This is a genomic window from Pseudoxanthomonas sp. Root630 (genome assembly GCF_001427585.1).
Lineage (GTDB): Bacteria > Pseudomonadota > Gammaproteobacteria > Xanthomonadales > Xanthomonadaceae > Pseudoxanthomonas_A.
The window spans coordinates 23,770-48,025 of sequence record NZ_LMGY01000012.1; the positions used below are offsets into that span (position 1 = coordinate 23,770).

Here is a 24,256-nt window from a genome sequence, read left to right on the forward strand (position 1 = left end):
CTATCGGCCCTGCCTGCGCCATCTTGACCATGGCGCGTGCTTCGTCGCGATAACGTAAAGCGGGTTACGCCAACGGGTGAATCGGAGAGGGACGGGTCATGCGCCTTCGCGTGGCCACCGGCCAGGCGTGGGTGTGCGGCGCAGGCTCGAGCGCGCTCAGGGACCGCTGCAGCAATGCGAGGTCCTGCAGGGCGCCCAGCTGGTCGACCAGTTCGGCGATGTCGCGCGTTGCCGCCGCCACGCCGTGGGTGGACACGCGCAACCGCTTCAGCGTGTTCAGTTGCATGCGCAGGCGTCGCGACTTGCGGCGCAGGTCATGGAGGTCGTCGAGGCTCCCGCTCGCCAGCGCGACCTCCTGGGAGCGTTGCTGGCGACGCACCGAACGGGCCAGGCCATGGCGGAGGTCGTTGGCGTGCAACCGATGCCACGGCAGCGCCCGCAGCCGTTCGGCCTCGCGGTGCGCCCGCGCCTGCCGTCGCATGAAACCCGGATCGTCGGCGAGGGCGTTGGCCACCCGGTGCTCCTGCTGGTGGACCAGCAGCGGCCTGAGCGCGTCCCAGGTCGCCGCCTCGTCCGCGCTGCCGGCGTGGCGTGCGCAGTGATCGGCGGCGTCCAGCACGACCTGGCCGTCGCGCAGCGCCGACAGGCCCTTCGCCAGCGTCTTCAGTGCGTCATCGATCGTCCGCACGTCGGCCTTGCCGAGCGCGGCACGCACGAGCGCAAGCAGCGAGCGCAGGCGGCGGATGCTCTTGCGGGCCTCGTGCACGCCTGCCGGTGCCGCAGGTGCGGCCGCCAAGGCTTCGGCCAGCACCTGGATCTCGTCGGCGGCGAGCGCGGCGACGCGCTTGCCGGTTCGGGAAGAGGCTCCGGGCATCGGCACGCTCCGGGGAGGGGAGCCGAGAGTCTACGGCGTCCCGCCGTGGCCGCCGCCGCGACATCGCTGAACGGCCCGCCGCCCGTCGGAAGGCGGACGCTTGGCGACGGTCCCCGAAAAAGGTATAAATGATTTATACGATTTTCGGGGGCGCCATGGTCAAGCAGCGAAAGTCGCGCGCCGCCGCGCCGATGGACAGCGTGGACAAGCCCGCCAGGCTGGTCCGCGACAGCTTCACCATGCCGGCCGACGATTTCGCGCTGGTGGCCGTGATGAAGGCACGCGCGCTGCAGGCGCAACGGCCGGCGAAGAAGAGCGAGTTGCTGCGTGCGGGCTTGCATGCGTTGTCGTCGCTGTCGCCGCAAGCGCTGGCCAAGGCGCTGGATGCGCTGGCCCCGGTCAAGGCCGGGCGCCCGAAGAAGAAATAGACGTCGCGTCCGCGCGGCGAAACCGAACCGTCCTACGCATGCGCCCCACGGCGCGTGCGGTGTCCCCGTCCCGGATGTGTTGCCGATGAACGTTGCCGCTTTCCTTCGCCGCCGCCGCGTGGCGCTCCTGTTGTCCTTGCTGCTGCTGGCGCCGGTGCTGGTGGCGTGGTCGCACGTGCACACGCGCGGCGATGCCGGTGCCGAGGCGCAGGCGGGCTATCGCGTGCAGGACCTGGACTGGGTGGACCCGGCGCGTGGACGCGCGGTGCCGGTGAAGTTGTTCTGGCCCGATACGGCACGCGCCGGCAAGGTGCCGCTGGTGGTGTTCTCGCACGGCATCGGCAGCGCGCGTGATGGCTACACCTACCTGGGCCGTTACTGGGCGAAGCACGGCATCGCCAGCCTCCACGTGCAGCATGTCGGCAGCGACCGCACGCTGTGGGAAGGGAATCCCTTCGCGCTGGTGTCCCGCTTCCAGCAGGCGGCGGGCGATGCCGAAGCCATCGATCGCGTCCGCGACCAGCGCTTCGCGTTGGACCGCATTCTGGCGAGCGAATGGGGCGCGCACATCGACCGCGCGCGCATCGCTGCCGCCGGGCATTCCTACGGCGCCAACACCACGCTGATGTCCGCCGGCGCGCGGGTGGTGCGCCATGGGCAGGCGATCCAGCTACGCGATCCGCGCATCCGCGCCGCGATCGTGATCTCCGCGCCGCCGTTCTATGGCGACCAGGATTTCCGCCCGATCCTGTCGGGCATCACCGTGCCCACGCTGCACGTCACCACGGCCGACGACATCATCCGCATCCCCGGTTTCGGTTCCGGGGTGGAAGACCGGCTCAAGGTATTCGACGCGATCGGCGGCGCGCACAAAGTGCTGGCCGTCTACCGGCACGGCACCCACAACGTGTTCACCGATCACCGGTATTTCGATTCGCGCGAGGTCAGCGAGGACGTGAAGCGGGCCACCGAATCGCTGTCGCTGGCCTTCATCGACGGCACGTTCGGTGGCTCGCCTGCCGAACTCGCGCAGTGGCGCGCGCGTCACCGCGCGCTGCTGGCGCGCTACGAGACGCGTTGACTCAGGTCGCCGACCACACGGCCAGCTCGTAACCATCGGGATCGGTGAACTGGAAGCGCCGTCCGCCGGGGAAGGCGAAGATGGGCTTCGTGATGCGCCCGCCGGCAGCGTCGACCTTCGCCAGGCTGTCCTCCAGCGCCGTCGAGTACAGCACGACCAGCGCGCCGCCCGGCTGCGCCGCGTCGTGGGTGAACCCGCCGGTCAGCCGGCCATCGCGGAACTCGCAATAGTCCGGGCCGTAGTCCTGGAACGTCCAGCCGAACGCCTCGCCGTAGAACGCCTTCGATGCAGCGATGGAGGCGACGTTGAACTCGATGTAGTCGATGCGGTGGTGCTGGTCGGCGGTGCTCATGGCGGGCGTCCGTGGAAGAGGCCGTCAGTCTGGCCGAGTCCGCGCGCCCTGTCTTGGCGAAATCGGACAGTCAGTCCGCGACCTGCGCGATCAGCTGGGTGGGCGTGAGGCCGGTAAGCCGGCGCGCGTCGCCGGCCAGCTGCGCGGCGTCGTAGTAGCCCGCGTCGAGCGCGGCCCCCAGCAGGGTGGCATGGCGGTGCCGATGCTGCAGGAAGCGTTGCAGCCGCAGGATGCGCGCCAGCAGCTTCGGTCCATAGCCGAACGCCTCGTCGCACTGGCGCAGCAGGGTGCGTTCGGTGAGGCCGAGATCCCGCGCGAGCTGCGCGACCGAGGCGGGCTGCGTGCGCGATAGGCGCGCATGCACGGCCTGCATCGCGCGGTCGCGCGGTGGCGTGTCGGACAGGATCCGCTCCGCGAGCCAGGCCATCGCATCGTCCTCACGTTCCGCCAAGCGTTCGCCCAGCGCGCTCAGGCGGGGACGACCGATATCGCGCAGGTCCACGCGCTGGTCGGCGAGGGCGTGCAAGGGGACACCCAGCCAGCGCGCGGCCGCGGCCGGTGCGAACCGCAGGCCCTGCAACCGGCGAGCCGGCGCGATGTGCGCGTACTGCGCGTGCGTATCCGGTCCGGCGATGCTCAGGCGCGCGCCATCCCACAGCAGGTCCACGCAGGCATCCGGCAGCACCAGCGCGGGCGCGGCCTGCGCCCCCTGCACGTAGTCCCAGCGGCAGAGCAGGGGCTGGCCGGGCGCGAGGTCGAGTTGTCGGTAGCGGCCGCTCATGCAGGCAGGGCGTCAGCGTTCGGAATGGCCGCTCTCATCGTAATCGCGGCGCTCGAACAGGTGGGGCTGGATCAGTTCGATGAAGGCGCGCGCCTGCGGCGAGAGGAACTTGCCCTTGCGCACCACCACGCCATAGCTGCGCGACGGGAACCATTGCGCCAGCGAGCGTGCGGCAAGCCGGTCGCGGTCGGCATCGGTCAGGCAGATCGAGGCGATGATCGAAATGCCCATGCCCATGCTGACGTACTGCTTGATCACTTCCCAGCCGCCAACCTCCAGCGCGACGGTGTAGGGCACGCGCGCCTGCTGGAACACCAGGTCCACCAGCCGGTAGGTGATCAGCCGTTTCGGCGGCAGGATCAGTCCGTAGGGCGAGAGATCCTCCAGGCGCAGATCGCGCTTCTTCGCCAGCGGATGGTCCGGCGGCGTGATCAGCATCGGCTCGAAGCGGTAGACCGGCGCGTAGCTGAGGTCGGCCGGCACATCGAGCACCGAGCCCACCGCCAGGTCCACGGCATCCGAGCGCAGCAGGTCGGTGCCGTCCGCGGTGGCGGCGTTGTGGAGGGTCAGCTTCACGTCCGGGTGCTCCTGGCGGAAGTGCTCCACGATCTTCGGCAGCAGGTAGAGGATGGTCGAGCTGTTGGCCGCCACGTTCAGTTCGCCGGCCTCCAGCCCGCTGACCTTTTCCCGGAACGTCGCGTCCAGCCCGTCCAGGCCCGCCACCAGCGGCTGCGCCAGTTCGTACAGCACCTGGCCTTCCCGGCTGGGGGTCAGCCGGCGTCCGCTGCGCTCGAACAGCGTGATCCCCAGGTCCCGTTCCAGTGCCTGCAACTGCAGGGTGATGGCGGGCTGGCTGACGAAAAGCGCCTCGGCGGCCCGCGACACCGACCCCAACCGGACCGTCTGGCAGAAGGCGCGGAGCGGCTTCAACCGGTCGGATTTGTAGGGAAATCGGGGGGTTGGCGCTTCTTTAGAGCTCACGGTCTAATCAATTATAAGTCCAGCTTATTTTGTGCATTGACAAAACTGTTTTGTCAAATAATTGGGGGCGGGAGCACTGTGCGTCTCCAGCAAGACGCCAGGAGACGCCCATGTCCGCCACCGCTTTCGCCCTGCCGCCGCGCGATCCGCGCGCCGACCGCCCCACCCCCGGCATCGCCCTGACCGCAAACGTTGCGGGCCAGGACGCCCTGCTGCCGCCTGGCGCGCTGGCCCTGCTCGTCTCGTTGCATCGTGCGATCGAGCCGGAGCGCCAGGCCCGGCTGGCGGCCCGCCGCGCGCGGCAGTCGTTCTTCGATGCCGGCGGCCTGCCGGACTTCCGCGAGGACACCCGCAGCATCCGCGAGGGCGACTGGGCCGTCGCGCCGGTCCCGGCCGCCCTGCAGGACCGCCGGGTGGAGATCACCGGCCCGGTCGACCCGAAGATGGTCATCAACGCGCTGAACTCGGGCGCGAAGGTGTTCATGGCCGACTTCGAGGATTCCACCTCGCCGACCTGGCAGAACCTGCTGACCGGCCAGCGCGCGCTGATCGGCGCCGTCCAGGGCGACCTCGAGTTCACCTCCGACGCCGGCAAGCACTACGCACTGAAGCCGCAGAACGAACAGGCCGTGCTGCTGGTGCGCCCGCGCGGCTGGCACCTGGACGAAAAACACGTGCTGATCGACGGCGCGCCGATCGCCGGCGGGTTGTTCGACGTCGCCGTGTTCGCCTGGCACAACGCCCGCGCGCTGCAGGCGCGCGATCGCGGCCCGTACTTCTACCTGCCCAAGCTGCAGAGCATGGAAGAGGCCGCGCTGTGGGAAACCGCGCTGTCGCACATCGAGGCCGCGCTGGGCCTGCCGCATGGGCAGATGAAGGTCACCGTGCTGATCGAGACGCTGCCGGCCGTGTTCGAGATGCACGAAATCCTGCATGCGCTGCGCGAGCGCATCGTCGGCCTGAACTGCGGCCGCTGGGACTACATCTTTTCCTACCTGAAGACCTTCCGCCGCCACGCCGACAAGGTGTTGCCCGAGCGCGGCCAGGTGACGATGACGCAGCCGTTCCTGAAGGCCTATTCGGAACTGCTGATCCAGACCTGCCATCGCCGCGGCGCGCACGCGATGGGTGGCATGGCCGCGCAGATCCCGATCAGCAACGACGAAGCCGCCAACGAACAGGCCCTGGCCCGCGTGCGTGCCGACAAGCTGCGCGAAGTCACCGCCGGCCATGACGGTACCTGGGTGGCGCACCCGGCGCTGATCCCGGTGGCAAGAACCATTTTCGACGAGCACATGCCGCAGCCGAACCAGCGCAGCGTGCAGCGTGAAGACGTGGCGGTCACGCGCGACGACCTGATCCGCCCGTCCACCGGCACCATCACGCGCGCCGGTTTCGAAGGCAACGTGGAAGTCTGCGTGCGCTACCTGGCCGCGTGGCTGGACGGCAACGGCTGCGTGCCGATCCACTGGCTGATGGAAGACGCCGCCACCGCCGAGATCTCGCGCACGCAGATCTGGCAGTGGCTGCACACCGCCGACGTGCACCTGTGCGACGGCACCCAGATCGACTACGCGCTGCTGCAGCGCACGCTGGCCGCCTTGCCCGCGAAGCTGGGCGACCACGCGCGCCTGCCGGGCGGCGAGCGCATCTCCGAAGCGATCGCCCTGCTCGACCACCTGAGCCGCGCCGACGAGCTGGCCGACTTCCTGACCTTGCCCGCGTACGACCGCATCGACTGACGCATCGACTGACGCATCGACCGATCACCCCCACCACGACGCCCCACGACGAAAGAGAGCCCGCCATGAGCACCAAGCAACAGCAGATCGACGCCATCCAGCAAGACTGGGACAGCAATCCGCGCTGGACCGGCGTGAAGCGCGACTACGCCGCCGCCGACGTCGTCCGCCTGCGCGGCAGCCTGCAGCCGGAATACACCCTGGCCCGCCGCGGCGCCGAGAAGCTGTGGAAGCTCGTCAACGGCGAGGCGAAGAAGGGCTACGTCAACGCGTTCGGCGCGATCAGCGCGGGCCAGGCGATGCAGCAGGCCAAGGCCGGCCTGGAAGCCGTGTACCTGTCCGGCTGGCAGGTCGCCGCCGACGGCAACACCTCCGAGACCATGTACCCCGACCAGTCGCTGTATGCGTACGACTCGGTGCCGACGATGGTCCGCCGCATCAACAACACGTTCCAGCGCGCCGACGAGATCCAGTGGAAGAACCTCTGCGACGGCAAGGCGAACGAAGCCGACGCGATCGACTTCTTCCTGCCCATCGTCGCCGACGGCGAGGCCGGCTTCGGTGGCGTGCTGAACGCCTACGAGCTGATGAAGAACATGATCGTCGCCGGTGCCGCGGGCGTGCATTTCGAAGACCAGCTGGCCGCGGTGAAGAAGTGCGGCCACATGGGCGGCAAAGTGCTGGTGCCCACGCAGGAAGCCGTGCAGAAGCTGCAGGCCGCGCGCCTGGCCGCCGACGTGCTGGGCGTGCCGACCATCGTGCTGGCGCGCACCGATGCCGAGGCCGCCAACCTGCTGACCTCGGATTTCGATGCCAACGACCAGCCCTTCGTTACCGGCCAGCGCACGGCGGAAGGCTTCTACCGGGTGAAGAACGGCCTGGAACAGGCGATCAGCCGCGGCATCGCCTACGCGCCGTACGCCGACCTGGTGTGGTGCGAAACCGGCACGCCGGACATCGGCTTCGCCCGCGAGTTCGCCCAGGCGGTGCACGCCAGGCATCCGGGCAAGCTGCTGTCGTACAACTGCTCGCCCAGCTTCAACTGGAAGAAGAACCTGGACGATGCGCAGATCGCGCGCTTCCAGGATGAGCTGTCGGCGCTGGGCTACAAGTACCAGTTCATCACCCTGGCCGGCATCCACATCAACTGGTTCAACACCTTCAAGTTCGCCCACGACTACGCGCGTGGCGAGGGCATGAAGCATTACGTCGAACAGGTGCAGGAAGCCGAGTTCGCCGCGCGCGAGAAGGGCTACACCTTCGTTTCGCACCAGCAGGAAGTGGGCGCGGGTTACTTCGACGACGTCACCACCGTCATCCAGGGCGGCAGCTCCAGCGTCACCGCGCTGAAGGGCTCGACCGAGGAAGAGCAGTTCTACGAAAAGGAAAAGGCGGCCTGAGCGCCGCCGGCAGGGATGCGCGCAAAGAAACGCCGGCGTTCGCCGGCGTTTCTCTTTTCTGGCATGGAAGGAAGGAGGGGCAGACTTACTTCTTCACTTCCTGCGTATGGCCCTTCAGCGCATCGGCCAGGCCCGGCACGCCGTTGGCGCCCGTCGGCACGCTGATGCTCGAACCGGTGAAGTCCTTGCCGATCGGCTCGGCGCGACCGCCCAGGCACTGGGCGAGGAAGCCTTCGGTCACGGCGTTGAACGCCTTGTTGTTCTCCGGCCGCGCGAAGCCATGGCCTTCGTCGGGGAACAGCACGTAGGTCACCGGGATGTTCTTGGCCTGCATCGCCTTGACGATCTGGTCGCTCTCGTCCTGCTTCACGCGCGGGTCGTTCGCGCCCTGGCCGATCAGCAGCGGCTTCTTGATCTGGTCGGCGCGGGTCAGCGGCGAACGTTCGGTCAGCCATGCCTTGCCGGCGTCGGTGCGCGGATCGCCCATGCGCTTGGCAAGTTGCTCGAAGAAGCTGGCCCAATACGGCGGTACGGTGCTGAGCAGCGTGTTGAGATTGGACGGGCCGACGATGTCCACGCCGCAGGCGAACGCATCCGGCGTGAACGTCAGGCCGGCCAGCGTGGCGTAGCCGCCATAACTGCCGCCCATGATCGCGACCTGCTCTTGCGTGGTGACGCCCTGCTTGACCGCCCACTGCACGGCATCGATCAGGTCGTCGTGCATCTTGCCGGCCCATTCGCCGTTGCCGGCGTTGGTGAACGCCTTGCCGAAGCCGGTGGAGCCGCGGAAGTTGACCGACAGCACCGCGTAGCCGCGGTTGGCCAGCCACTGGTTGTAGCCGCCATAGCCGTAGGAGTCGCGTGCCCACGGGCCGCCGTGGACCAGCAGCACCAGCGGCACCGGCGCATCGGCCTTGCCGTCGTTGTTCGCGTCGGCGCTGCGCGGCAGGGTGAGGTAGCTGACCAGCGTCTTGCTATCGCGCGAGGCGATCTCCACCGGCCACTGCGGTACCAGGGGCTTGCCTTCCAGCTTAGGGCGCGCGGAGAACAACTTGGTCAGCGTGCCGGCGGGGCGGTCGTAGCGGTAATAGACGAGCGGCGCTTCGGCTGCCGAATAGGCGACGATCCAGGTCTTGTCGTCCAGCGTGCGGGTGTTGACGGACACATCGCCCGGGCCGATCGCCTCCAGCTTCTCCAGGTCGGCGCGGATCGACGGATCGACCACTTTCCATTCGTCGCGCAGGTAGTCCACCGACACGGCCTGCACCTTGCCGGTCGCCGGATCCGCCAGGCTGCCGCCGACGTCGGCACGCGCGTCTTCCAGCACCAGCGTGCGCTTGCCGCTGGCCACGTCCACCGCGAACAGCGCGGCGGTATTGCGGCCGCGCGAATCGGTGAAGTACAGCGTCTTGCCGTCCAGCGTCAGGCCGCCAGGGCTGGTGGTCAGCACGTCTTCGAACGGGATGTCGTCGAACTTCTCCCAGCCGCCGTTGGCGCCGCGCTTCAGCACGTCCGCGCCGCCGTCAGGACGCGAGCGCTGGGCGTACTTGAGGGTGTAGTCGGCGTCGGCGATGTAGCCGGCGATCTGCGCATCGTTCTTCTCCAGCAGCGTGCGCGTGCCGCTGGCGAGGTCGACCTTGTAGACGTCGTGCCACTGCGCGTCGCGGTCGTTCATGCCGACCAGAATCGTGCCGGGGTGCTTCGGGCTCAGGCCGGCGACCTGCGCGGTGGTCTTCGGGAAGGGCGTCAGGTCTTTCGCCTGCCCGGTCTTCAGGTCGACGGCGTACAGGTGGAAGTCCTCGTCGCCGCCGCTGTCGCGGAGGTACAACAGCGTGTCCGGGTTGTACGACCAGAAATAACTGCGGATACCGCGCGCCTTGTCCTGGGTGACGGCCTTGGCCTGCGCAGGATTGTTGGCAGGAGCGACCCAGACGTTGAGCACGCCGTCGACGGCGGCGACCCAGCTGAGGTATTTGCCGTCGGGACTGAGCTGCACGTTGGCGCGTTCGGGATTGCCGAACAGCGCGTCGCGCGCGATCAGCTCGGTACCGGCGATGCGGTCGGCCGCGGACGGCGCGGCCTGCGCAGCGAGGGCGAATGCGACGGTCGAGGCCAGCAGCGTGAGACGGAATGCGGTGTGGCGCATGGGCGGACTCCAGGATGGCAAGGAAGGGACAGCGGACAAGACGTCCGCCGGCGCGATGTGTGACCCGAGTAGACCACACCCCACCTTCCACCGCCGTGGCCGGACGTCATGCTGCGTTGCCGCGTTCCAGTCCCCGGTAGCCTAAGGCCTCGGTCAGGTGCGCTGTGCCGATGGCCTCGCTGTCCGCGAGGTCGGCGATCGAGCGCGCCACCCGAAGGATGCGGTGCAGGCTGCGCGCCGACAGTTGCAGGCGTTCGACGGCACGTTCCAGCAACGCCTGGTCGCGGGCCTGCAGGCGACAGTGCGCCATGGTTTCCGCCTGGCCCATGCGGGCGTTCGGCTTCCCGCAGCGGCGCAGCTGCCGTGCACGGGCCGCGATCACGCGTGCCTGCACGGCCGCCGTACCCTCGCCGTCGGGCGCATCGGGTCGCAGGTCATGGGGCGGGAGGCGCGGCACATGGACGTGCAGGTCGATGCGGTCCAGCAGTGGCCCCGACACGCGGCTTCGATAGCGACGCACCAGGTCGGGCTCGCACCGGCAACGTCCACTGGGATCGCCTGCCCACCCGCACGGACAAGGATTCATGGCGGCGACCAACTGGAAGCGCGCTGGAAACTCCGCGGTCCGCGCGGCGCGCGAGACGGTGACGGTGCCCGACTCCAGCGGCTCGCGCAGCACCTCGAGCGCGGCGCGGTTCCATTCCGGCAGTTCGTCGAGGAACAGGACGCCGTGGTGCGCCAGCGAGATCTCGCCGGGACGCGGCAGCGCGCCACCACCCACCAATGCCACGGCACTCGCCGTGTGGTGGGGCGCGCGATAGGGGCGTTGCCGCCAGCGCGCCGGGTCCAGCCCGCGGCCACTGACCGAGGCGATGGCCGCGGCTTCCATCGCTTCGGTATCGCTGGCTTCGGGCAACAGGCCGGGCAGGCGCGAGGCCAGCAAGGTCTTGCCGCAGCCTGGCGAACCGATCAGCAGCAGGTGATGCCCGCCTGCCGCGGCGACTTCGAGTGCGCGTCGCGCGTGGGTCTGGCCGCGGACGTCGGCCATGTCGGGAAGGGAGGGCGGCAGTCCCGGCGGCGCCACCGCGTCGGGCAAGGTTTTCCGGCCCTCGAGCTGCGCGCAGACCTCGAGCAGGGTGCGCGCTGTCAGTGCCCGGCCCTGTTGGGCCAGTGCGGCCTCGGCGCCGCTCGGTTCCGGCACGACCAGGGTGCGTCCACTGGCGGCGACGGCCAGCGCCGCTGGCAGCACGCCGTCCACGGCGCGCAGTTCGCCGGTCAGGCTGAGCTCGCCGAGGAATTCGTAATCCGCCAACGCCTCCCGCCGGATCTGTCCACTCGCGGCGAGGATGCCGAGCGCGATCGGCAGATCGAAACGCCCGCCGTCCTTCGGGAGGTCGGCCGGCGCGAGGTTGACGGTGATGCGACGCGTCGGGAATTCGAACTGGGCGCACAGGATGGCGGCGCGCACGCGGTCCCGCGCTTCGCGCACGGCGGCTTCGGGCAGGCCGACGATCTGCGTGGACGGCAATCCGCCGGACAGGTGGACTTCAACCCGCACCGGGGGTGCGGACACGCCCGCCCGTGCCCGGCTATGCACCAGGGCCAGACTCATGGCGGCGGGGTCAGGGCTGGGCGGGCTTGTCGGCCAGCTGGGCTTCCAGCGTGGCGACGGTGCGCTCGAGCGTTTCCAGCTTCTCGCGGGTGCGCAGCAGGACGGCCTGCTGCACGTCGAACTCCTCGCGGGTCACCAGGTCCAGCTTGGCCAGGCCCGCCTGCAGGGCGGACTTGAAGGTCTGTTGCAGCTCTTCCTGCGAATCACGCAGGCCGGGCGGCACCAGCTGGCTGAGGCGGCGGGCGAGGTCGTCGATGTGGTTGAGGTCGATCATGGCGTTCTCCGGCAGTGCACCGAGCTTGCGAGGGCCGTCGACGGCAGGCCATCGGCGTTCGCTGCGCAGCGTTGTCGGAAATGTCCGAGCGGCGAGGTGCCCATTGAACCGCGAGACCGCACCGTGTCGCAACCGCACGCGGTCGTGTCGCGTTATCCTGCATGCAGCACCGACGGGAGGAAGCTGCATGAAAATGGTCATGGCCATCATCAAGCCGTTCAAGCTGGATGACGTGCGCGAAGCACTGGCCGAAGCCGGGATCGCCGGCATCACGGTCACCGAGGTGAAGGGTTTCGGCCGGCAGAAAGGCCATACCGAGCTCTACCGCGGCGCCGAGTACGTGGTGGACTTCCTGCCCAAGGTCAAGCTGGAAGTCGCGGTGACCGACGATCAGGTCGAGCGGGTGGTCGAAGCCATCGTGAAGGCGGCCGGCACCGGCAAGATCGGCGACGGCAAGGTGTTCGTCTACGACCTGGAGCGCGTGGTGCGGATCCGTACCGGCGAGCTGGATGCGGATGCCCTCTGAGGGTTGCCGCCGATGACGCGCAGCGAGTTCAAGAACCGTCTGACGAAAGCACTCGAGCATCTCGAGGCGACCGGCATGCGACGCAGCATGTATGCGCCACCCATGTTCCGGCTTCTCTGGAAGATGGGCGTGCGGGTACCACCCCCGCATATGAATGGCTTCATCGCCAACGTCGTGATGATGGGGGTGTTCTTCGCGGTGTCCTGGGGACTGGTGATGTGGCTGATTCTGTGGTCCTGGCAGGGCAAGCCGTTCTCCATGATGGCCACCGTGTCGGCCGTGGCGGGCCTGCTGTTCGGCTTGCTCACCGCATCCTCCATGGCCTATCAGGCACGCCAGCACGAAGTGCCGCGCTGGCAAACCCTGGGTCCCTGAAAAGACCCCGCCCAATAAAAAAAAGGCCCCGCAGTGCGAGGCCTTCTCTTTGTACCGTACGGCGGGGCTTACTCGCCCAGCGCCTTCGCCACGAACGGCGGCGCCACCAGCACGCCCGTGTGCAGGTGCGCGGTGTAATACAGCGTGTCGAACGGCTTCGCCGCCGCGTCCGCCTGGCGGAACGCGAAGTCCGCGCCGGCCTGCTTGCTGGCCACGGTGACGCTCCACCAGCCGGTCGGGTAGCACGGTTGCGGGAACGGCAGCGTCTTGAACGACTGGAAGCCGGCCTTGCCCATCTCCGCGCGCATGTCCTTGATCAGGTCCAGCAGCGCCAGCGGCGATTCGGACTGCTGCACCAGCAGGCCATCCGGCTTCAGCGCGCGGAAGCAGCTTTCGAAGAACGCCTTGTTGAACAGGCCCTCCGCCGGGCCGACCGGATCGGTCGAGTCGACGATGACCACGTCCACGCTGCCGGGCTCGCAGTTGGCCATGTAGGCCACGCCGTCGTCGAACAGCAGCTCGGCGCGCGGGTCGTTGTTCGATTCGCACAGCTCGGGGAAGTACTTCTCCGCCATGCGCGTGACCTGTTCGTCGATGTCGCACTGCGTGGCCGTCTCCACGCCCGGGTGCTTCAGCACCTCGCGCAGCGTGCCGCAATCGCCGCCGCCGATGATCACCACGCGCTTGGGCGCGGCGTGGGTGAACAACACCGGGTGGGCGATCATCTCGTGGTAGAAGAAGTTGTCCTTCGTCGTCAGCATCATCGCGCCGTCGATGACCATCAGCTTGCCCCAGTCGGTGCTGTCGTAGATCTCGATCTTCTGGAACGGCGACTGCACTTCGTCCAGCTTGGCGGTGGTGCGGAAGCCGATGGCCGAGCCGGTGTGCTCGAAGTGTTCGATGAACCAGGTGTCGTTGGCGGTCATGGGGCGATGTCCTGCGTGTGGAAGGCGAAAGCGGTTTCCTTCTCCCGTCGGGAGAAGGTGGCGCGCAGCGCCGGATGAGAGTGCGGCGAATGCAGCGACGTCCGGTGATCCGGATGTCGCCGGACCCTCACCCCAACCCCTCTCCCGACGGGAGAGGGGCTTCGGCGAGGCGGCGCATTGTAACGGACCCATGTGACCGCAGCCTGTAGAATGCGCGTCCGTTCGCCCCACCCCTGGAAACCGCCATGTCCTGGTCCACCGACCGCGCCCGTACGACCTACTCCATCCCGCACTGGGCGGAAGGGTATTTCGACGTGGACGCCGCCGGCCGCATCGTCGTCTCGCCGAAGGGCGCGCAGGGTCCGCAGATCCCGTTGCCCGAGGTGGTGGAGGCCGCCCGGACGCAGGGCGCCAAGCTGCCGCTGCTGGTGCGCTTCCCGGATATCCTCGGCGACCGCCTGGGCAAGCTGCAGGCCGCGTTCGCGCAGGCGCAGGCCGACTGGGACTACAAGGGCGGCTACACCGCGGTGTATCCGATCAAGGTCAACCAGCATCGTGGCGTTGCGGGCACGCTCGCGTCGCATGCGGGCGAGGGCTTCGGCCTGGAGGCCGGCAGCAAGCCCGAACTGATGGCCGTGCTGGCGCTGTCGCGCCCGAGTGGGCTGATCGTCTGCAATGGTTACAAGGACCGCGAGTACATCCGCCTGGCGCTGATCGGCCGCAAGCTGGGCCTGCAGACCTTCATCGTCATCGAGAAGCCGTCGGAACTGGCGCTGGTCATCGAAGAATCCCGCAAGCTGGGCGTGAAGCCCGGCCTGGGCGTACGCATGCGCCTGGCCACGTTGGGCGCAGGCAAGTGGCAGAACAGCGGTGGCGACAAGGCCAAGTTCGGCCTGTCCCCGCGGCAGGTGCTCGACCTGTGGAAGCAGCTGCGCGAGGCGGGCCTGCAGGACACGCTGAACCTGCTGCACTTCCACATGGGCTCGCAGATCAGCAACGTGCGCGACATCGCCAACGGCATGCGCGAGGCGACCCGCTACTTCGTCGAACTGTCGAAGCTGGGCGCGACCATCAGCCACGTCGACGTCGGCGGCGGTCTGGGCATCGACTACGAAGGCACGCGTTCGCGCAGCTACTGCTCGATCAACTACGGCATCGGCCAGTACGCCAGCAACATCGTGCAGCCGCTGGCGGAAGCCTGCGAGCAGAATGGGCTGACGCCGCCGCGCATCGTCACCGAATGCGGTCGTGCGATGACCGCGCACCACGCCGTGCTGGTGGTGAATGTGTCCGAGGTCGAGCAGGCGCCGGAAGGCCGCGTGCCGGCCGCGCACGACGACGAGCCGGCGGTGATCCGCCACCTGCGCGAGATCCACGGCGAATTGGACACACGGCCGGCCGTGGAGCTCTTCCACGAAGCGCAGCACCACCACAGCGAAGGTCTGTCGCTGTACGCACTGGGCCAGATCGACCTGGTCCACCGTGCGCGCATCGACGACCTGTTCTACGCCATCGCGCATGCCGTGCGTGGCCGCCTGAGCAGCGACGAGCGCAGCCACCGCGACCTGCTGGACGAGCTCAACGAGCGCCTGGTCGACAAGTACTTCGTCAACTTCAGCGTGTTCGAATCGATCCCGGACGTGTGGGCGATCGACCAGGTGTTCCCGATCGTGCCGATCGAGCGCCTCGACGAAGTGCCGTCGCGCCGCGGCATCATCGCCGACATGACCTGCGATTCGGACGGCATGGTCAAGACCTACGTCGAGAACGAAGGGCTGGATTCGTCACTGCCGCTGCACGCGATGAAGCCAGGCGAAAGCTACCGCCTGGGCATCTTCCTGGTCGGCGCCTATCAGGAAATCCTCGGCGACATCCATAACCTGTTCGGCGACACCGATGCGGTGGAAGTCAGCGCCGATGCCGGCACGGGTTACCTGCTCACCCAGCAGCGCCGCGGCGACACCACCGACGTGATGCTCGATTACGTGGGCTACCGGCTGGACGACCTGCGTGCGGCCTACCGCACGCGCGTGGAAGAAGCGACGCTGTCCGCGGATGAATCCGCGGCGCTGGCCGACGCGCTGGAAGCCGGCCTGACCGGCTACACCTACCTGTCGGACGAGCCGCTGGGCTGAGCGGCCTTCAGTCGCGGGCCACCTGGAAGCCGGCGAACGACTGCGTCACCGGCATGATCTCCAGCCGGTTGATGTTGAGGTGCGCGGGCAGCGTGGCGACGTAGAAGATCTGTTCGGCGATGTCGTCGGCCGTCATCGGCTGCGCGCCGGCATAGAGCTTGTCGGACGCGGCCTGGTCGCCATGCGTGCGCACCAGGGTGAACTCGGTCTCGGCCATGCCGGGCTCGATATCGGTCACCCGCACGCCGGTGCCGTGCAGGTCGCTGCGCAGGCCCAGCGAGAACTGCCGGACGAAGGCTTTCGTGCCGCCATAGGTGTTGCCGCCCGGATAGGGATAACTGCCGGCGATCGAGCCGATGTTGATGATGGCGCCCTTGCGCTCCACCAGCAGCGGCAGCAGCCGGCGGGTGACGGTGACCAGCGCGAGCACGTTGGTCTCGATCATCGTGCGCCAGTCGTCCAGCGAGGCCTGCTGCGCGGGCGCCGTACCTAGGGCCAGCCCCGCGTTGTTGACCAGCAGGTCGATGCCGCGGAAGGCCTCAGGCAAGGCGTCGAGGGCGTCGTCGAGCGCGGCTTCGTCGCGTACGTCGAAGGCGGCGACATGCACCTTGTCCGCGCCGAGTTCATCGACCAGCGCCTGCAGCCGGTCGGCCCGGCGACCCGTGGCGACCACGCGCCAGCCGGCGGCAACGAAGCGGCGGACAGCCGCGGCACCGAAGCCTGAGGTGGCGCCGGTGATGAGGGCAGTGCGGGTCATGGTCGATCCTGCGGCGAGGGGAGAAAGGGCGGTCAGGCGGTCGCGCGCATCGCACGGTGCGCCTGCCAGCGGGCACCGAGGTCGGTGCCCAGCGCGGCCGCGGCGAGCGACAACACGGCGCTGGCGACATTCGTGCGGAAGACAGCGAAAAGGGGATGCACGCCGTCGGTGGTCGGCAGCGCGATGTTCGCCAACAGTACGAACGTGGCGATCCACAGCGCGAAGGTCATGCCCAGCGCGACCACCAGGAAGCGCCGCCCGGCCATCGCGCCGCCCAGCGCCATGCAGGCGGCGGTGACCAGGTAGCTGATCGGGGCGAGGTAACCCAGCGGCGTGGCCACGACCTGTTGCCAGGCGGGCGGCAGGAATCGTGCCGCGATCCAGGACGCGAGCAGCAGTGCGACGAGCACCGTTACCGTGGCCAGCGCCATGCGCTGCCAGGGGCGAAGGCGGCTCACTGCGCCTTCACCGCCATCGCCGGCAGGCCACCGCTGGCGAGCTTCTGCTTGGCTTCGGCCAGTTCGCTCGCCGTGCCGTACGGGCCCATGCGCACGCGGTACACCGTCTTGCCGTTGATCTGCGCCGATTCCACGCGCGCGCTCAGGCCGAGCATGGCGATCTTGGCCTTCGTCGCCTCGGCATCGCCGGACGCACCGAACGCGCCGGCCTGCAGGATGTAGCGCGCGCCGGTGTCGGCGCTCGCCACGGCGGCGGCGGGCTTGGGTGCCGGCGCGGTATCGGCGGGACGCGGAGCGTCGGCCGTCGCGCGCGGCGCGGGCGCCTCGTCGATCGGCGCAGGCTGGGCGGTGTCGTTGCCGGCCGGCGCTGGCACGGCGGCCGTCGACTGGCCGTTCAACGCGGCACGGGCCTTGCGGGCTTCCTCTTCGCGCGCGCTGGCGGCGAGTTCGGCGTCCGACATCTGCACTTCCTTGCCCGGGAGCAACGTGTAGAAGTCGTACTGCGTTTCCTTGCCGGTCTCGCCCGTCGCGGTCGACGGCGTGCCCGTCTCGGCGACCGGCGCATCGGGCACGACGGCTTCCACGTCGGCGCTGTCGATCGGTGCGGGCTGCGCATCCGGATTGGGCTGCGGACGGAAGAAGCCGTCGCCGTCCTTCTTGCCCAGGCCGGGCACGATGAAATACACCGCCAGGCCGATCAGCAGGCCGAGGACCAGCCATACCCAGGCGGGCGTGGCGTGACCGGAATTGCGCGTGGCCTGGTTCTTGCCGCGTCTTGCTGCCATGTACTGCTTCTCCGCTTACATCTTTTCGGGCGCGCTGACGCCCAACAGGTCCAGTCCGTTGGCCAGCGCCTGGCGCACCGCCAGGGCCAGCGCCAGCCGCGCATCGCGCGCGGCGGCATCGTCCACCAGCACCGGCGTGCCGGCGTACCACGTGTGGAAAGCATAGGCCAACTCGCGCAGGTATTGCGCCACGGCATGCGGCTCCAGCGATTCGCCGGCCACTTCCACCACTTCCGGATAGCGCGACAGTTCCACCATCAGCAGCAGCGAGGTCTCGTCGTCCAATCGCGCGAGGTTCGCCAGGCCGTTCGCCTGGTCGTACGCATAGCCCTTCTCGCCGGCCTGGCGCAGCAGGCTGCACACGCGGGCATGCGCGTACTGCACGTAGAACACCGGATTGTCGTTGCTCTGCTGGCGGGCCAGGTCGATGTCGAACGTCAACTGCGAATCGGGCTTGCGCGCGATCAGGAACCAGCGTGTCGCGTCGGCGCTGGTTTCCTCGATCAGATCGCGCAGGGTGAAGTAGCTGCCGGCGCGCTTGGAGAGCTTGACCTCCTCGCCGCCGCGCATGACCGTCACCATCTGATGCAGCACGTACTCCGGGTATCCCTGCGGAATGCCTTCGCCCAGTGCCTGCAGGCCGGCCTTCACGCGGGCCAGCGAGCCATGGTGGTCGGCGCCCAGTTCGGTGATCGCACGCTCATAGCCGCGCTGCCACTTGCTGAGGTGGTAGGCCACGTCCGGCACGAAGTAGGTGTAGCTGCCGTCGGACTTGCGCATCACGCGGTCCTTGTCGTCGCCGAAGTCGGTGGACTTCAGCCACAGCGCGCCGCCTTCTTCGTAGGTGTGGCCCGAAGCCACCAGCTTGCGCACGGTCTCTTCGACCTTCTGGTCGGCGTACAGCGAGCTTTCCAGGAAGTAGCGGTCGAACGAGACGCCGAACGCCGCCAGGTCCAGGTTCTGCTCGCGACGCAGGTAGGCCACCGCGAAACGGCGGATGGCGTCCAGGTCCTGCGGATCTTTTTCGCCGGTGACCACGTGGCCGTCGACTTCGACCGAATCACCGTTGAGGTAGGACTGCGCGACGTCGGCGATGTAATCGCCGCGATAGCCGTCTTCCGGCCAGCCCTCGCTGTCCGGCGACTTGCCCAGCGCACGCGCCTGGGTCGATTTGGCCAGGTTGTCGATCTGCACGCCGGCGTCGTTGTAATAGAACTCGCGCTTGGTGGTCCAACCGTTGGCCGCCAGCACGCGGGCGATGCAGTCGCCGATGGCGCCGGCACGGCCGTGGCCGACATGCAGCGGGCCCGTCGGGTTGGCCGATACGTATTCCACGCCCACGGTGCGACCGGCGCCGCTGGCATTGCGGCCGTAGGCCTCGCCCTGGGCGAGTGCGGTGGCCACTTCGCGCTGGTAGGCGCCCGGGGTCAGGTGGAAATTGATGAAGCCGGGGCCCGCGATCTCGACCTTGGCGACGTCGTCGCTGGCCGGCAGGGCTGCGACCAGGGCGGTGGCGATCGCGCGCGGATTGCTGCGCGCGGCCTTGGCCAACTGCATGGCGGCGTTGGTGGCGAAGTCGCCGTGCTCGCGGGTCTTGGGGCGCTCGACCACGAAATCGGGCGTGGCGGTGTCGGCCGGCAGGGTGCCGGCGGAGCGCAGGGCGTCGATGCCCTGGGCGATCAAGGCGCGAAGGGAAGCTTTCACGGAAGGCCGTCGTGTTGCGTGGGAACCGCCTATTCTAGATTTTCCCGGCGCTTGCGTGGTGCCGGGGCGGTTCAGCCTGCGCCTGTCAGACCCAGCCGCGCGCCGCCATCGACTGCGGTGGCCCGTCGCCGACGACGAAATGGTCCAGCAGGCGGACATCGACCAGGGCAAGCGCCTGTTTCAGCCGCTGGGTCACGGCCCGGTCGGCGGCGGAGGGTTCCGTGCAGCCCGAGGGGTGGTTGTGCCCGATGATCAGGGCCGAGGCGTTGAACGCCAGCGCGCGTCGGGCGACTTCACGCGGGTGCACTTCCGCACTGTCCAGGGAGCCCTGGAACAGCTCCTCGAACGCCAATACGCGGTGACGCGTATCGAGGAACAGGGCGGCGAAGACCTCGTGCCGCCGCCCGCGCAGTCGCTGCGCGAAATAGCGCCCGGCGGCAGCCGGATCGCCGATGGCTTCGCCGCGTTCGAGATGGGCCAGCAGCAGCCGGTTGGCCAGCTCGAGCGCCGCAGCCAGCGCGCACGCCCGCGCCGGCCCGACGGCGGGCAGGGTGAGGAGTTCCGCCGGCGGCCGCTCCAGCAGGGTGCGGAGCGGGCCATGGGCAGCGAGCAGTTCGCGTGCGGTCGCTACCGCATCGCGTCCGCGCAATCCCGAGCCCAGGAAGAGCGCGAGCAGTTCGGCATCGCTCAGGGCGCCGGCGCCCCGGCTCAGCAACTTTTCGCGGGGACGCTCGTCGGGTGGCCAGTCGCGGATCTGCATGGCCCCAGCTTCCCGTGAATGGCGCCCGATATGCATCGGGCATCACGGGGCGTTCGGTTAAGCTAATCGCCTGAATCGACGTAGGAATGGGCCGACGTGAGCGGAGCGGACAAGACATCGGGTCTGGCAGGACAGCGCCTGCTGCTGTGCGTGGGGGGCGGGATCGCCGCCTACAAGGCGCTGGAGTTGGTGCGCCGGTTGCGCGAGGCGGGGGCCGAGGTGCAGGTGGCGATGACCGCCGGCGCGCAGCAGTTCGTCACCCCGCTGAGCTTCCAGGCGCTCTCCGGCCACGTCACCCGGACCACCCTGTGGGACAGCGGCGCGGAACAGGCGATGGGGCACATCGAACTGGCGCGCTGGGCCGACCGCGTGATCGTTGCCCCCGCCACGGCCGACCTGATGGCCCGGCTGGCGCACGGCCTGGCGGACGACCTGGTCACCACGCTGTGCCTGGCGACCACCGCGCCCCTCACGATCGCCCCGGCGATGAACCATCGCATGTGGCAGCACGCCGCCACCCAGGCCAACCTGGCCACGTTGCGCGCGCGCGGCGTCCAGGTGGTGGGCCCGAACGATGGCCCGTTGGCCGAGGGTGAATCCGGCCCCGGTCGGCTTGCCGAACCGGAGGAGATCGTGGCCGCCCTCGCCGGTGCGCCCGGCCTGGCGCCCACCGGTCCGCAGGACCTTGCGGGGCTGAACATCGTGGTCAGCGCCGGGCCCACGTACGAGGACCTGGACCCGGTGCGTTACCTGGGCAACCGCAGCAGCGGAAAGATGGGTTTCGCGATCGCCGCCAGCGCGGCCAAGCGCGGTGCCCGCGTCACGCTCGTGGCCGGTCCGGTGCACCTCGCGACGCCGGCGGGCGTGACCCGCGTGGATGTGCGTTCGGCGGCACAGATGCATGACGCGGTGTTCGCCGCGTTGCCCGCGGACATCTACATCGGGGCCGCCGCGGTGGCCGACTACACCCCGCGCGAACCGGTCGCCAACAAGATCAAGAAATCCAGCGAATCGCTGGCGCTGGACCTGGTGCGCACGCCCGACATCCTCGCCAAGGTCGCCGCGCAGACCCAGGCGCTGAAGCTGGTGGTCGGGTTCGCCGCTGAAACCAACAACGTGGCGGAATACGCGCGCAAGAAGCTGGAAGCCAAGCGCCTGGACTTGATCGTGGCCAACCGCGTGGGCATCGCCGATGGCGGTTTCGAGAGCGACCAGAACGCCATGACCGCTTACTGGAAGGATGGCGAGCGCAGCTTCGCGACCGCACCCAAGACCCGCCTGGCCGATGAACTGATCGATCTGATCGTGGAGCGACTGAACGCATGAGTGCACCCCGCGCCGTGGAAGTGAAACTGCTGGACCCCCGTTTCGGCGACGAATGGCCTTTGCCGGCCTACGCCACCGAGGCCAGCGCCGGCATGGATCTGCGCGCCGCGCTGGATGCGCCCCTGGTGCTCGAGCCCGGCGATGCGGCGCTGGTGCCCAGCGGCATCGCCCTGCACCTGGGCGACCCCCATCTGTGCGCGGTGGTGCTGCCGCGCTCCGGGCTGGGCCATCGCCATGGCATCGTGCTCGGCAATGGCACCGGGCTGATCGATGCCGATTACCAGGGTCCGCTGCTGATCAGCGTGTGGAACCGGGGCCGCGAGGCCTTCACCATCCAGCCCGGCGACCGGATCGCGCAGGTCATGGTGTTGCCGGTCGTGCGGGTCGCCCTCCAGGTGGTGGATACTTTCGCCGACAGCGCACGGGGGACGGGTGGTTTCGGCCACACCGGCGTGCGATGACAGGGGACAAGCCGATGGAAACGACGAACAAGAGCCGTGCGCGGATGCCCGTGGGCGACCTGCAGCGCGCGCTGCCGCTGCTGGCCGTGCTGCTGGTCCTGCTGGCGGGCCTGCTGGGCTGGAGCGGTGTGCGGCAATGGCGCGATGCGCGCCTGCTGACCGACATGGAGCACGCACGCGACGCCGCGGCCACGGCGGTGCAGAGCGCCTACGACAAGCAGAGCCAGGAGCTGGCGCGGCGACTCGCGTCCGAGCCGGTCAAGAAGGCGCTGGCCGCGGGCGACACCGGCGCCGCCACCGCGGCGCTGCGCGAGGGATGGACGGGCGTCGAGCACGTGGAGATCTTCGACGGCGGCCTGGAAGCGGCCTACCAGGACGCGCCTGCCTTCGGCTACAGCAAGCTCGCCTTGCTGGAGGCCGGAATGCAGAGCGATCAGATCGCCGCCCGGGTGCTGAAGGAAGACAAGACCACGGTGTTCGGGCTCGCGGCGGCCGTGCCGCAGGGCGTGGCCTACGTGCGCCTGCCCCTGCCCCTGCTGACGGTGGGCTTCGATGGCGTGCAGGCGCCGCCGGGTGGCTACCTGGCCCTGCGCCAGGGCGCTTTCAATGTGCGTGAGCGCGGCAACAGCGGCTTGCAGGATGGCGCGGAACGCATGGCGCATGCCGTTGGAAAGACCGGTCTGCGCGTGGCGACGGCCGTGCCGGACAGCGAGCCGGGTCCCCTTGGCCTGGACGCGATCCCCGCCATGGTGGCGGCAGTCCTGATGGGCGTCCTCGCGATCGTTGCGCTGCTGGTGGCGCGTGGCGGCATTCGCCTGCCGGCGCTGGGCAGGAAGAAGGCCGAAGGCGTCGATGGCGATGAGCCCACGCTCGGCGAGGCGCTCCTGCGCGAACCGCCGCCGACGCCGGTGGCACCGCGCCAGGCGGGCGAGCGCGACGATGGCGCGCGACCTGCCCGGACGACGGTCGAGGTGGATCCGGGCATCTTCCGGGCCTATGACATCCGCGGGATCGTGGGGAAGACGCTGAGCATCGAAGTGGCCGAACTGATCGGCCTGGCGATCGGCTCGGTGATGCGCGACGAAGACCTCGCCGACATCGTCGTCGGGCGCGACGGCCGGCTGTCCGGCCCGGACCTGGTCGGCGGCTTGATCAGCGGCCTGCGCAAGGCCGGCCGCAACGTCATCGACATTGGACTGGCCCCCACGCCGGTGGCCTATTTCGGCGCCTACCACCTGCGTGCCGGCAGCTGCGTGGCGCTTACCGGCAGCCACAATCCGCCGGACTACAACGGGTTCAAGATCGTGGTCGGCGGGCAGACACTGTCCGGTGACGCCATCACGGACCTCTACGAGCGCATCCGCGACAATCGCCTGTACATCGCCAACGTGCCCGGCGACCTGCAGCAGCGCGACATCTCGACCGACTACATCCAGCGCATCGCCGACGACGTGCAGCTCGAGCGGCCGCTGAAGGTCGTCGTGGATGCCGGCAACGGCGTGGCCGGCGACATCGCACCGCAGCTGCTGGAAGCCATCGGCGCCGACGTGATCCCGCTCTACTGCGAGGTCGACGGCACGTTCCCGAACCACCATCCGGACCCCAGCGAACCGCACAACCTGGAAGACCTGATCCAGACGGTGAAGCGTTTCGACGCCGACATCGGCCTGGCGTTCGACGGCGATGGCGACCGCCTCGGCGTGGTGACGAAGGAAGGCGCGGTGATCTTCCCGGATCGCCTGCTGATGCTGTTCGCGGCCGATGTGCTCGAGCGCAACCCGGGTGCGCTGATCATTTACGACGTCAAGTGCACCGGCAAGCTGCAGGGCTGGGTGCTCCGCCATGGCGGCACGCCGATGATGTGGAAGACCGGGCACTCGCTGATCAAGGCCAAGATGCGCGAGAGCGGCGCGGAGCTGGCGGGCGAGATGAGCGGCCATTTCTTCTTCCAGGAGCGCTGGTACGGCTTCGACGACGGCCTGTACTCGGCGGCCCGCCTGCTGGAAATCCTCGCGAACCGGCCGGAGGCGCCCTCCGAAGTCCTGACGGCCCTGCCCGACGGGGTATCGACGCCGGAGATCAAGGTGGATGTCGTCGAAGGCACGCCGCACGAGATCGTCGCGCGGTTCGTCGACGGCGTGGAGTTCGAAGGTGCGCGGTTGTCGACCATCGATGGCTTGCGCGCGGACTGGGACGACGGTTGGGGGCTGGTGCGCGCATCCAACACCACACCGATCCTGGTGCTTCGCTTCGAGGCGGACAATGCCGAGGCGCTGGAACGGATCAAGACGGAATTCCGCACGCGCCTGCAGGCGCTGGCGCCGGAATTGACGATGACGTTCTAACGCCTGGGAAGCATGTTTCTCGAACGA

General features: G+C 68.8%; 23 protein-coding genes. 10 read left to right on the top strand and 13 right to left on the bottom strand.

The annotated features are described in order from the left end of the window. Window positions 1-64: 64 nt before the first annotated feature. A complete protein-coding gene (locus ASD72_RS06325; protein ID WP_056879100.1) occupies window positions 65-874 on the bottom strand; it encodes a CHAD domain-containing protein in 810 nt (269 codons plus the stop codon). 155 nt (window positions 875-1,029) lie between these two features. On the opposite strand from ASD72_RS06325, the gene ASD72_RS06330 reads away from it, so the two are divergent. Together ASD72_RS06330 and ASD72_RS06335 are read left to right on the top strand one after the other, a co-directional pair. Next, window positions 1,030-1,302, top strand: a complete 273-nt coding sequence (locus ASD72_RS06330; RefSeq protein ID WP_056879101.1) for a hypothetical protein — start codon at window positions 1,030-1,032, stop codon at window positions 1,300-1,302. Window positions 1,303-1,387: 85 nt separating this feature from the next. Next, window positions 1,388-2,383, top strand: coding sequence for a hypothetical protein (locus tag ASD72_RS06335; protein ID WP_056879102.1), 996 nt, complete (start codon window positions 1,388-1,390; stop codon window positions 2,381-2,383). A 1-nt stretch (window position 2,384) separates the two neighbouring features. On the opposite strand, the gene ASD72_RS06340 is transcribed toward ASD72_RS06335, so the two are convergent. From ASD72_RS06340 to ASD72_RS06350, 3 genes are all read right to left on the bottom strand, one after another. Beyond that, window positions 2,385-2,735 carry a VOC family protein gene (locus ASD72_RS06340; RefSeq protein WP_056879103.1) on the bottom strand — a complete coding sequence of 117 codons (351 nt, stop codon included), beginning with the start codon at window positions 2,733-2,735 and terminating at the stop codon, window positions 2,385-2,387. A gap of 70 nt (window positions 2,736-2,805) precedes the next feature. Continuing rightward, on the bottom strand, window positions 2,806-3,516 hold the full coding sequence (locus tag ASD72_RS06345; RefSeq protein ID WP_056879104.1) for a helix-turn-helix domain-containing protein: 711 nt from the start codon (window positions 3,514-3,516) through the stop codon (window positions 2,806-2,808). A gap of 12 nt (window positions 3,517-3,528) precedes the next feature. After that, complete coding sequence (locus ASD72_RS06350; RefSeq protein WP_056879105.1) at window positions 3,529-4,497, bottom strand: LysR family transcriptional regulator; 969 nt, start codon at window positions 4,495-4,497, stop codon at window positions 3,529-3,531. A gap of 110 nt (window positions 4,498-4,607) precedes the next feature. Between ASD72_RS06350 and aceB the strand changes: the two genes are divergently transcribed. Both aceB and aceA read left to right on the top strand, forming a co-directional pair. Then, a complete protein-coding gene (gene aceB / locus ASD72_RS06355; protein WP_056879106.1) occupies window positions 4,608-6,239 on the top strand; it encodes a malate synthase A in 1,632 nt (543 codons plus the stop codon). 65 nt (window positions 6,240-6,304) lie between these two features. Then, window positions 6,305-7,639 (top strand): isocitrate lyase, encoded by a 1,335-nt coding sequence (gene aceA, locus ASD72_RS06360; RefSeq protein ID WP_056879107.1) that lies wholly within the window; start codon window positions 6,305-6,307, stop codon window positions 7,637-7,639. An 85-nt stretch (window positions 7,640-7,724) separates the two neighbouring features. On the opposite strand, the gene ASD72_RS06365 is transcribed toward aceA, so the two are convergent. The 3 genes from ASD72_RS06365 to ASD72_RS06375 all read right to left on the bottom strand — a co-directional run bounded on the left by ASD72_RS06365 (window position 7,725) and on the right by ASD72_RS06375 (window position 11,671). After that, a complete protein-coding gene (locus ASD72_RS06365) occupies window positions 7,725-9,785 on the bottom strand; it encodes a S9 family peptidase (RefSeq protein ID WP_056879108.1) in 2,061 nt (686 codons plus the stop codon). A gap of 106 nt (window positions 9,786-9,891) precedes the next feature. Continuing rightward, on the bottom strand, window positions 9,892-11,397 hold the full coding sequence (locus ASD72_RS06370) for a YifB family Mg chelatase-like AAA ATPase (protein WP_056879109.1): 1,506 nt from the start codon (window positions 11,395-11,397) through the stop codon (window positions 9,892-9,894). A gap of 10 nt (window positions 11,398-11,407) precedes the next feature. Further along, complete coding sequence (locus ASD72_RS06375) at window positions 11,408-11,671, bottom strand: accessory factor UbiK family protein (RefSeq protein WP_056879110.1); 264 nt, start codon at window positions 11,669-11,671, stop codon at window positions 11,408-11,410. Between the two features lie 187 nt (window positions 11,672-11,858). Between ASD72_RS06375 and ASD72_RS06380 the strand changes: the two genes are divergently transcribed. After that, the gene (locus ASD72_RS06380; protein WP_056879111.1) at window positions 11,859-12,197 is read left to right on the top strand and encodes a P-II family nitrogen regulator; all 339 of its coding nucleotides are present in this window, start codon (window positions 11,859-11,861) and stop codon (window positions 12,195-12,197) included. A 12-nt stretch (window positions 12,198-12,209) separates the two neighbouring features. Next, window positions 12,210-12,572, top strand: coding sequence for a DUF6404 family protein (locus ASD72_RS06385; RefSeq protein WP_056879112.1), 363 nt, complete (start codon window positions 12,210-12,212; stop codon window positions 12,570-12,572). A 68-nt stretch (window positions 12,573-12,640) separates the two neighbouring features. On the opposite strand, the gene speE is transcribed toward ASD72_RS06385, so the two are convergent. Further along, a complete protein-coding gene (speE, locus tag ASD72_RS06390; protein ID WP_056879113.1) occupies window positions 12,641-13,498 on the bottom strand; it encodes a polyamine aminopropyltransferase in 858 nt (285 codons plus the stop codon). Between the two features lie 245 nt (window positions 13,499-13,743). On the opposite strand from speE, the gene speA reads away from it, so the two are divergent. Continuing rightward, window positions 13,744-15,633 carry an arginine decarboxylase gene (gene speA, locus ASD72_RS06395; protein ID WP_056879114.1) on the top strand — a complete coding sequence of 630 codons (1,890 nt, stop codon included), beginning with the start codon at window positions 13,744-13,746 and terminating at the stop codon, window positions 15,631-15,633. A 7-nt stretch (window positions 15,634-15,640) separates the two neighbouring features. On the opposite strand, the gene ASD72_RS06400 is transcribed toward speA, so the two are convergent. The 5 genes from ASD72_RS06400 to radC all read right to left on the bottom strand — a co-directional run bounded on the left by ASD72_RS06400 (window position 15,641) and on the right by radC (window position 20,097). Beyond that, entirely contained in the window at window positions 15,641-16,390 is a 750-nt protein-coding gene (locus ASD72_RS06400; RefSeq protein ID WP_056879115.1) for an SDR family NAD(P)-dependent oxidoreductase, read from the bottom strand. 32 nt (window positions 16,391-16,422) lie between these two features. Continuing rightward, window positions 16,423-16,848 (bottom strand): hypothetical protein, encoded by a 426-nt coding sequence (locus tag ASD72_RS06405; protein ID WP_155944508.1) that lies wholly within the window; start codon window positions 16,846-16,848, stop codon window positions 16,423-16,425. Then, a complete protein-coding gene (locus ASD72_RS06410) occupies window positions 16,845-17,633 on the bottom strand; it encodes an SPOR domain-containing protein (RefSeq protein ID WP_056879117.1) in 789 nt (262 codons plus the stop codon). The genes ASD72_RS06405 and ASD72_RS06410 overlap by 4 nt, the downstream gene beginning before the upstream one ends. A gap of 15 nt (window positions 17,634-17,648) precedes the next feature. Continuing rightward, window positions 17,649-19,337 (bottom strand): arginine--tRNA ligase, encoded by a 1,689-nt coding sequence (gene argS, locus ASD72_RS06415; protein WP_056879118.1) that lies wholly within the window; start codon window positions 19,335-19,337, stop codon window positions 17,649-17,651. Window positions 19,338-19,422: 85 nt separating this feature from the next. Next, entirely contained in the window at window positions 19,423-20,097 is a 675-nt protein-coding gene (radC, locus tag ASD72_RS06420; protein ID WP_056879119.1) for a DNA repair protein RadC, read from the bottom strand. A 96-nt stretch (window positions 20,098-20,193) separates the two neighbouring features. Here radC and coaBC point away from each other — a divergent pair, with 96 nt between their 5' ends. The 3 genes from coaBC to ASD72_RS06435 are packed head-to-tail and all read left to right on the top strand — an operon-like array spanning window position 20,194 to window position 24,229. After that, entirely contained in the window at window positions 20,194-21,423 is a 1,230-nt protein-coding gene (gene coaBC, locus ASD72_RS06425; protein ID WP_056879120.1) for a bifunctional phosphopantothenoylcysteine decarboxylase/phosphopantothenate--cysteine ligase CoaBC, read from the top strand. Then, window positions 21,420-21,884: a dUTP diphosphatase gene (gene dut / locus ASD72_RS06430; protein WP_056879121.1), complete on the top strand. Its 465-nt coding sequence runs from the start codon at window positions 21,420-21,422 to the stop codon at window positions 21,882-21,884. Before coaBC ends, dut begins: the two co-directional genes overlap by 4 nt. A gap of 14 nt (window positions 21,885-21,898) precedes the next feature. Further along, window positions 21,899-24,229, top strand: a complete 2,331-nt coding sequence (locus ASD72_RS06435; protein ID WP_081420183.1) for a phosphomannomutase/phosphoglucomutase — start codon at window positions 21,899-21,901, stop codon at window positions 24,227-24,229. Window positions 24,230-24,256 lie beyond the last annotated feature (27 nt).

Bases quoted from the DNA above. Each gene is read 5' to 3' on its own strand.
- ASD72_RS06325 (WP_056879100.1), bottom strand. From the start codon at position 874: ATGCCCGGAGCCTCTTCCCGAACCGGCAAGCGCGTCGCCGCGCTCGCC.
- ASD72_RS06330 (WP_056879101.1), top strand. From the start codon at position 1,030: ATGGTCAAGCAGCGAAAGTCGCGCGCCGCCGCGCCGATGGACAGCGTG.
- ASD72_RS06335 (WP_056879102.1), top strand. From the start codon at position 1,388: ATGAACGTTGCCGCTTTCCTTCGCCGCCGCCGCGTGGCGCTCCTGTTG.
- ASD72_RS06340 (WP_056879103.1), bottom strand. From the start codon at position 2,735: ATGAGCACCGCCGACCAGCACCACCGCATCGACTACATCGAGTTCAAC.
- ASD72_RS06345 (WP_056879104.1), bottom strand. From the start codon at position 3,516: ATGAGCGGCCGCTACCGACAACTCGACCTCGCGCCCGGCCAGCCCCTG.
- aceB (WP_056879106.1), top strand. From the start codon at position 4,608: ATGTCCGCCACCGCTTTCGCCCTGCCGCCGCGCGATCCGCGCGCCGAC.
- aceA (WP_056879107.1), top strand. From the start codon at position 6,305: ATGAGCACCAAGCAACAGCAGATCGACGCCATCCAGCAAGACTGGGAC.
- ASD72_RS06365 (WP_056879108.1), bottom strand. From the start codon at position 9,785: ATGCGCCACACCGCATTCCGTCTCACGCTGCTGGCCTCGACCGTCGCA.
- ASD72_RS06370 (WP_056879109.1), bottom strand. From the start codon at position 11,397: ATGAGTCTGGCCCTGGTGCATAGCCGGGCACGGGCGGGCGTGTCCGCA.
- ASD72_RS06375 (WP_056879110.1), bottom strand. From the start codon at position 11,671: ATGATCGACCTCAACCACATCGACGACCTCGCCCGCCGCCTCAGCCAG.
- ASD72_RS06380 (WP_056879111.1), top strand. From the start codon at position 11,859: ATGAAAATGGTCATGGCCATCATCAAGCCGTTCAAGCTGGATGACGTG.
- ASD72_RS06385 (WP_056879112.1), top strand. From the start codon at position 12,210: ATGACGCGCAGCGAGTTCAAGAACCGTCTGACGAAAGCACTCGAGCAT.
- speE (WP_056879113.1), bottom strand. From the start codon at position 13,498: ATGACCGCCAACGACACCTGGTTCATCGAACACTTCGAGCACACCGGC.
- speA (WP_056879114.1), top strand. From the start codon at position 13,744: ATGTCCTGGTCCACCGACCGCGCCCGTACGACCTACTCCATCCCGCAC.
- ASD72_RS06400 (WP_056879115.1), bottom strand. From the start codon at position 16,390: ATGACCCGCACTGCCCTCATCACCGGCGCCACCTCAGGCTTCGGTGCC.
- ASD72_RS06410 (WP_056879117.1), bottom strand. From the start codon at position 17,633: ATGGCAGCAAGACGCGGCAAGAACCAGGCCACGCGCAATTCCGGTCAC.
- radC (WP_056879119.1), bottom strand. From the start codon at position 20,097: ATGCAGATCCGCGACTGGCCACCCGACGAGCGTCCCCGCGAAAAGTTG.
- dut (WP_056879121.1), top strand. From the start codon at position 21,420: ATGAGTGCACCCCGCGCCGTGGAAGTGAAACTGCTGGACCCCCGTTTC.
- ASD72_RS06435 (WP_081420183.1), top strand. From the start codon at position 21,899: ATGGAAACGACGAACAAGAGCCGTGCGCGGATGCCCGTGGGCGACCTG.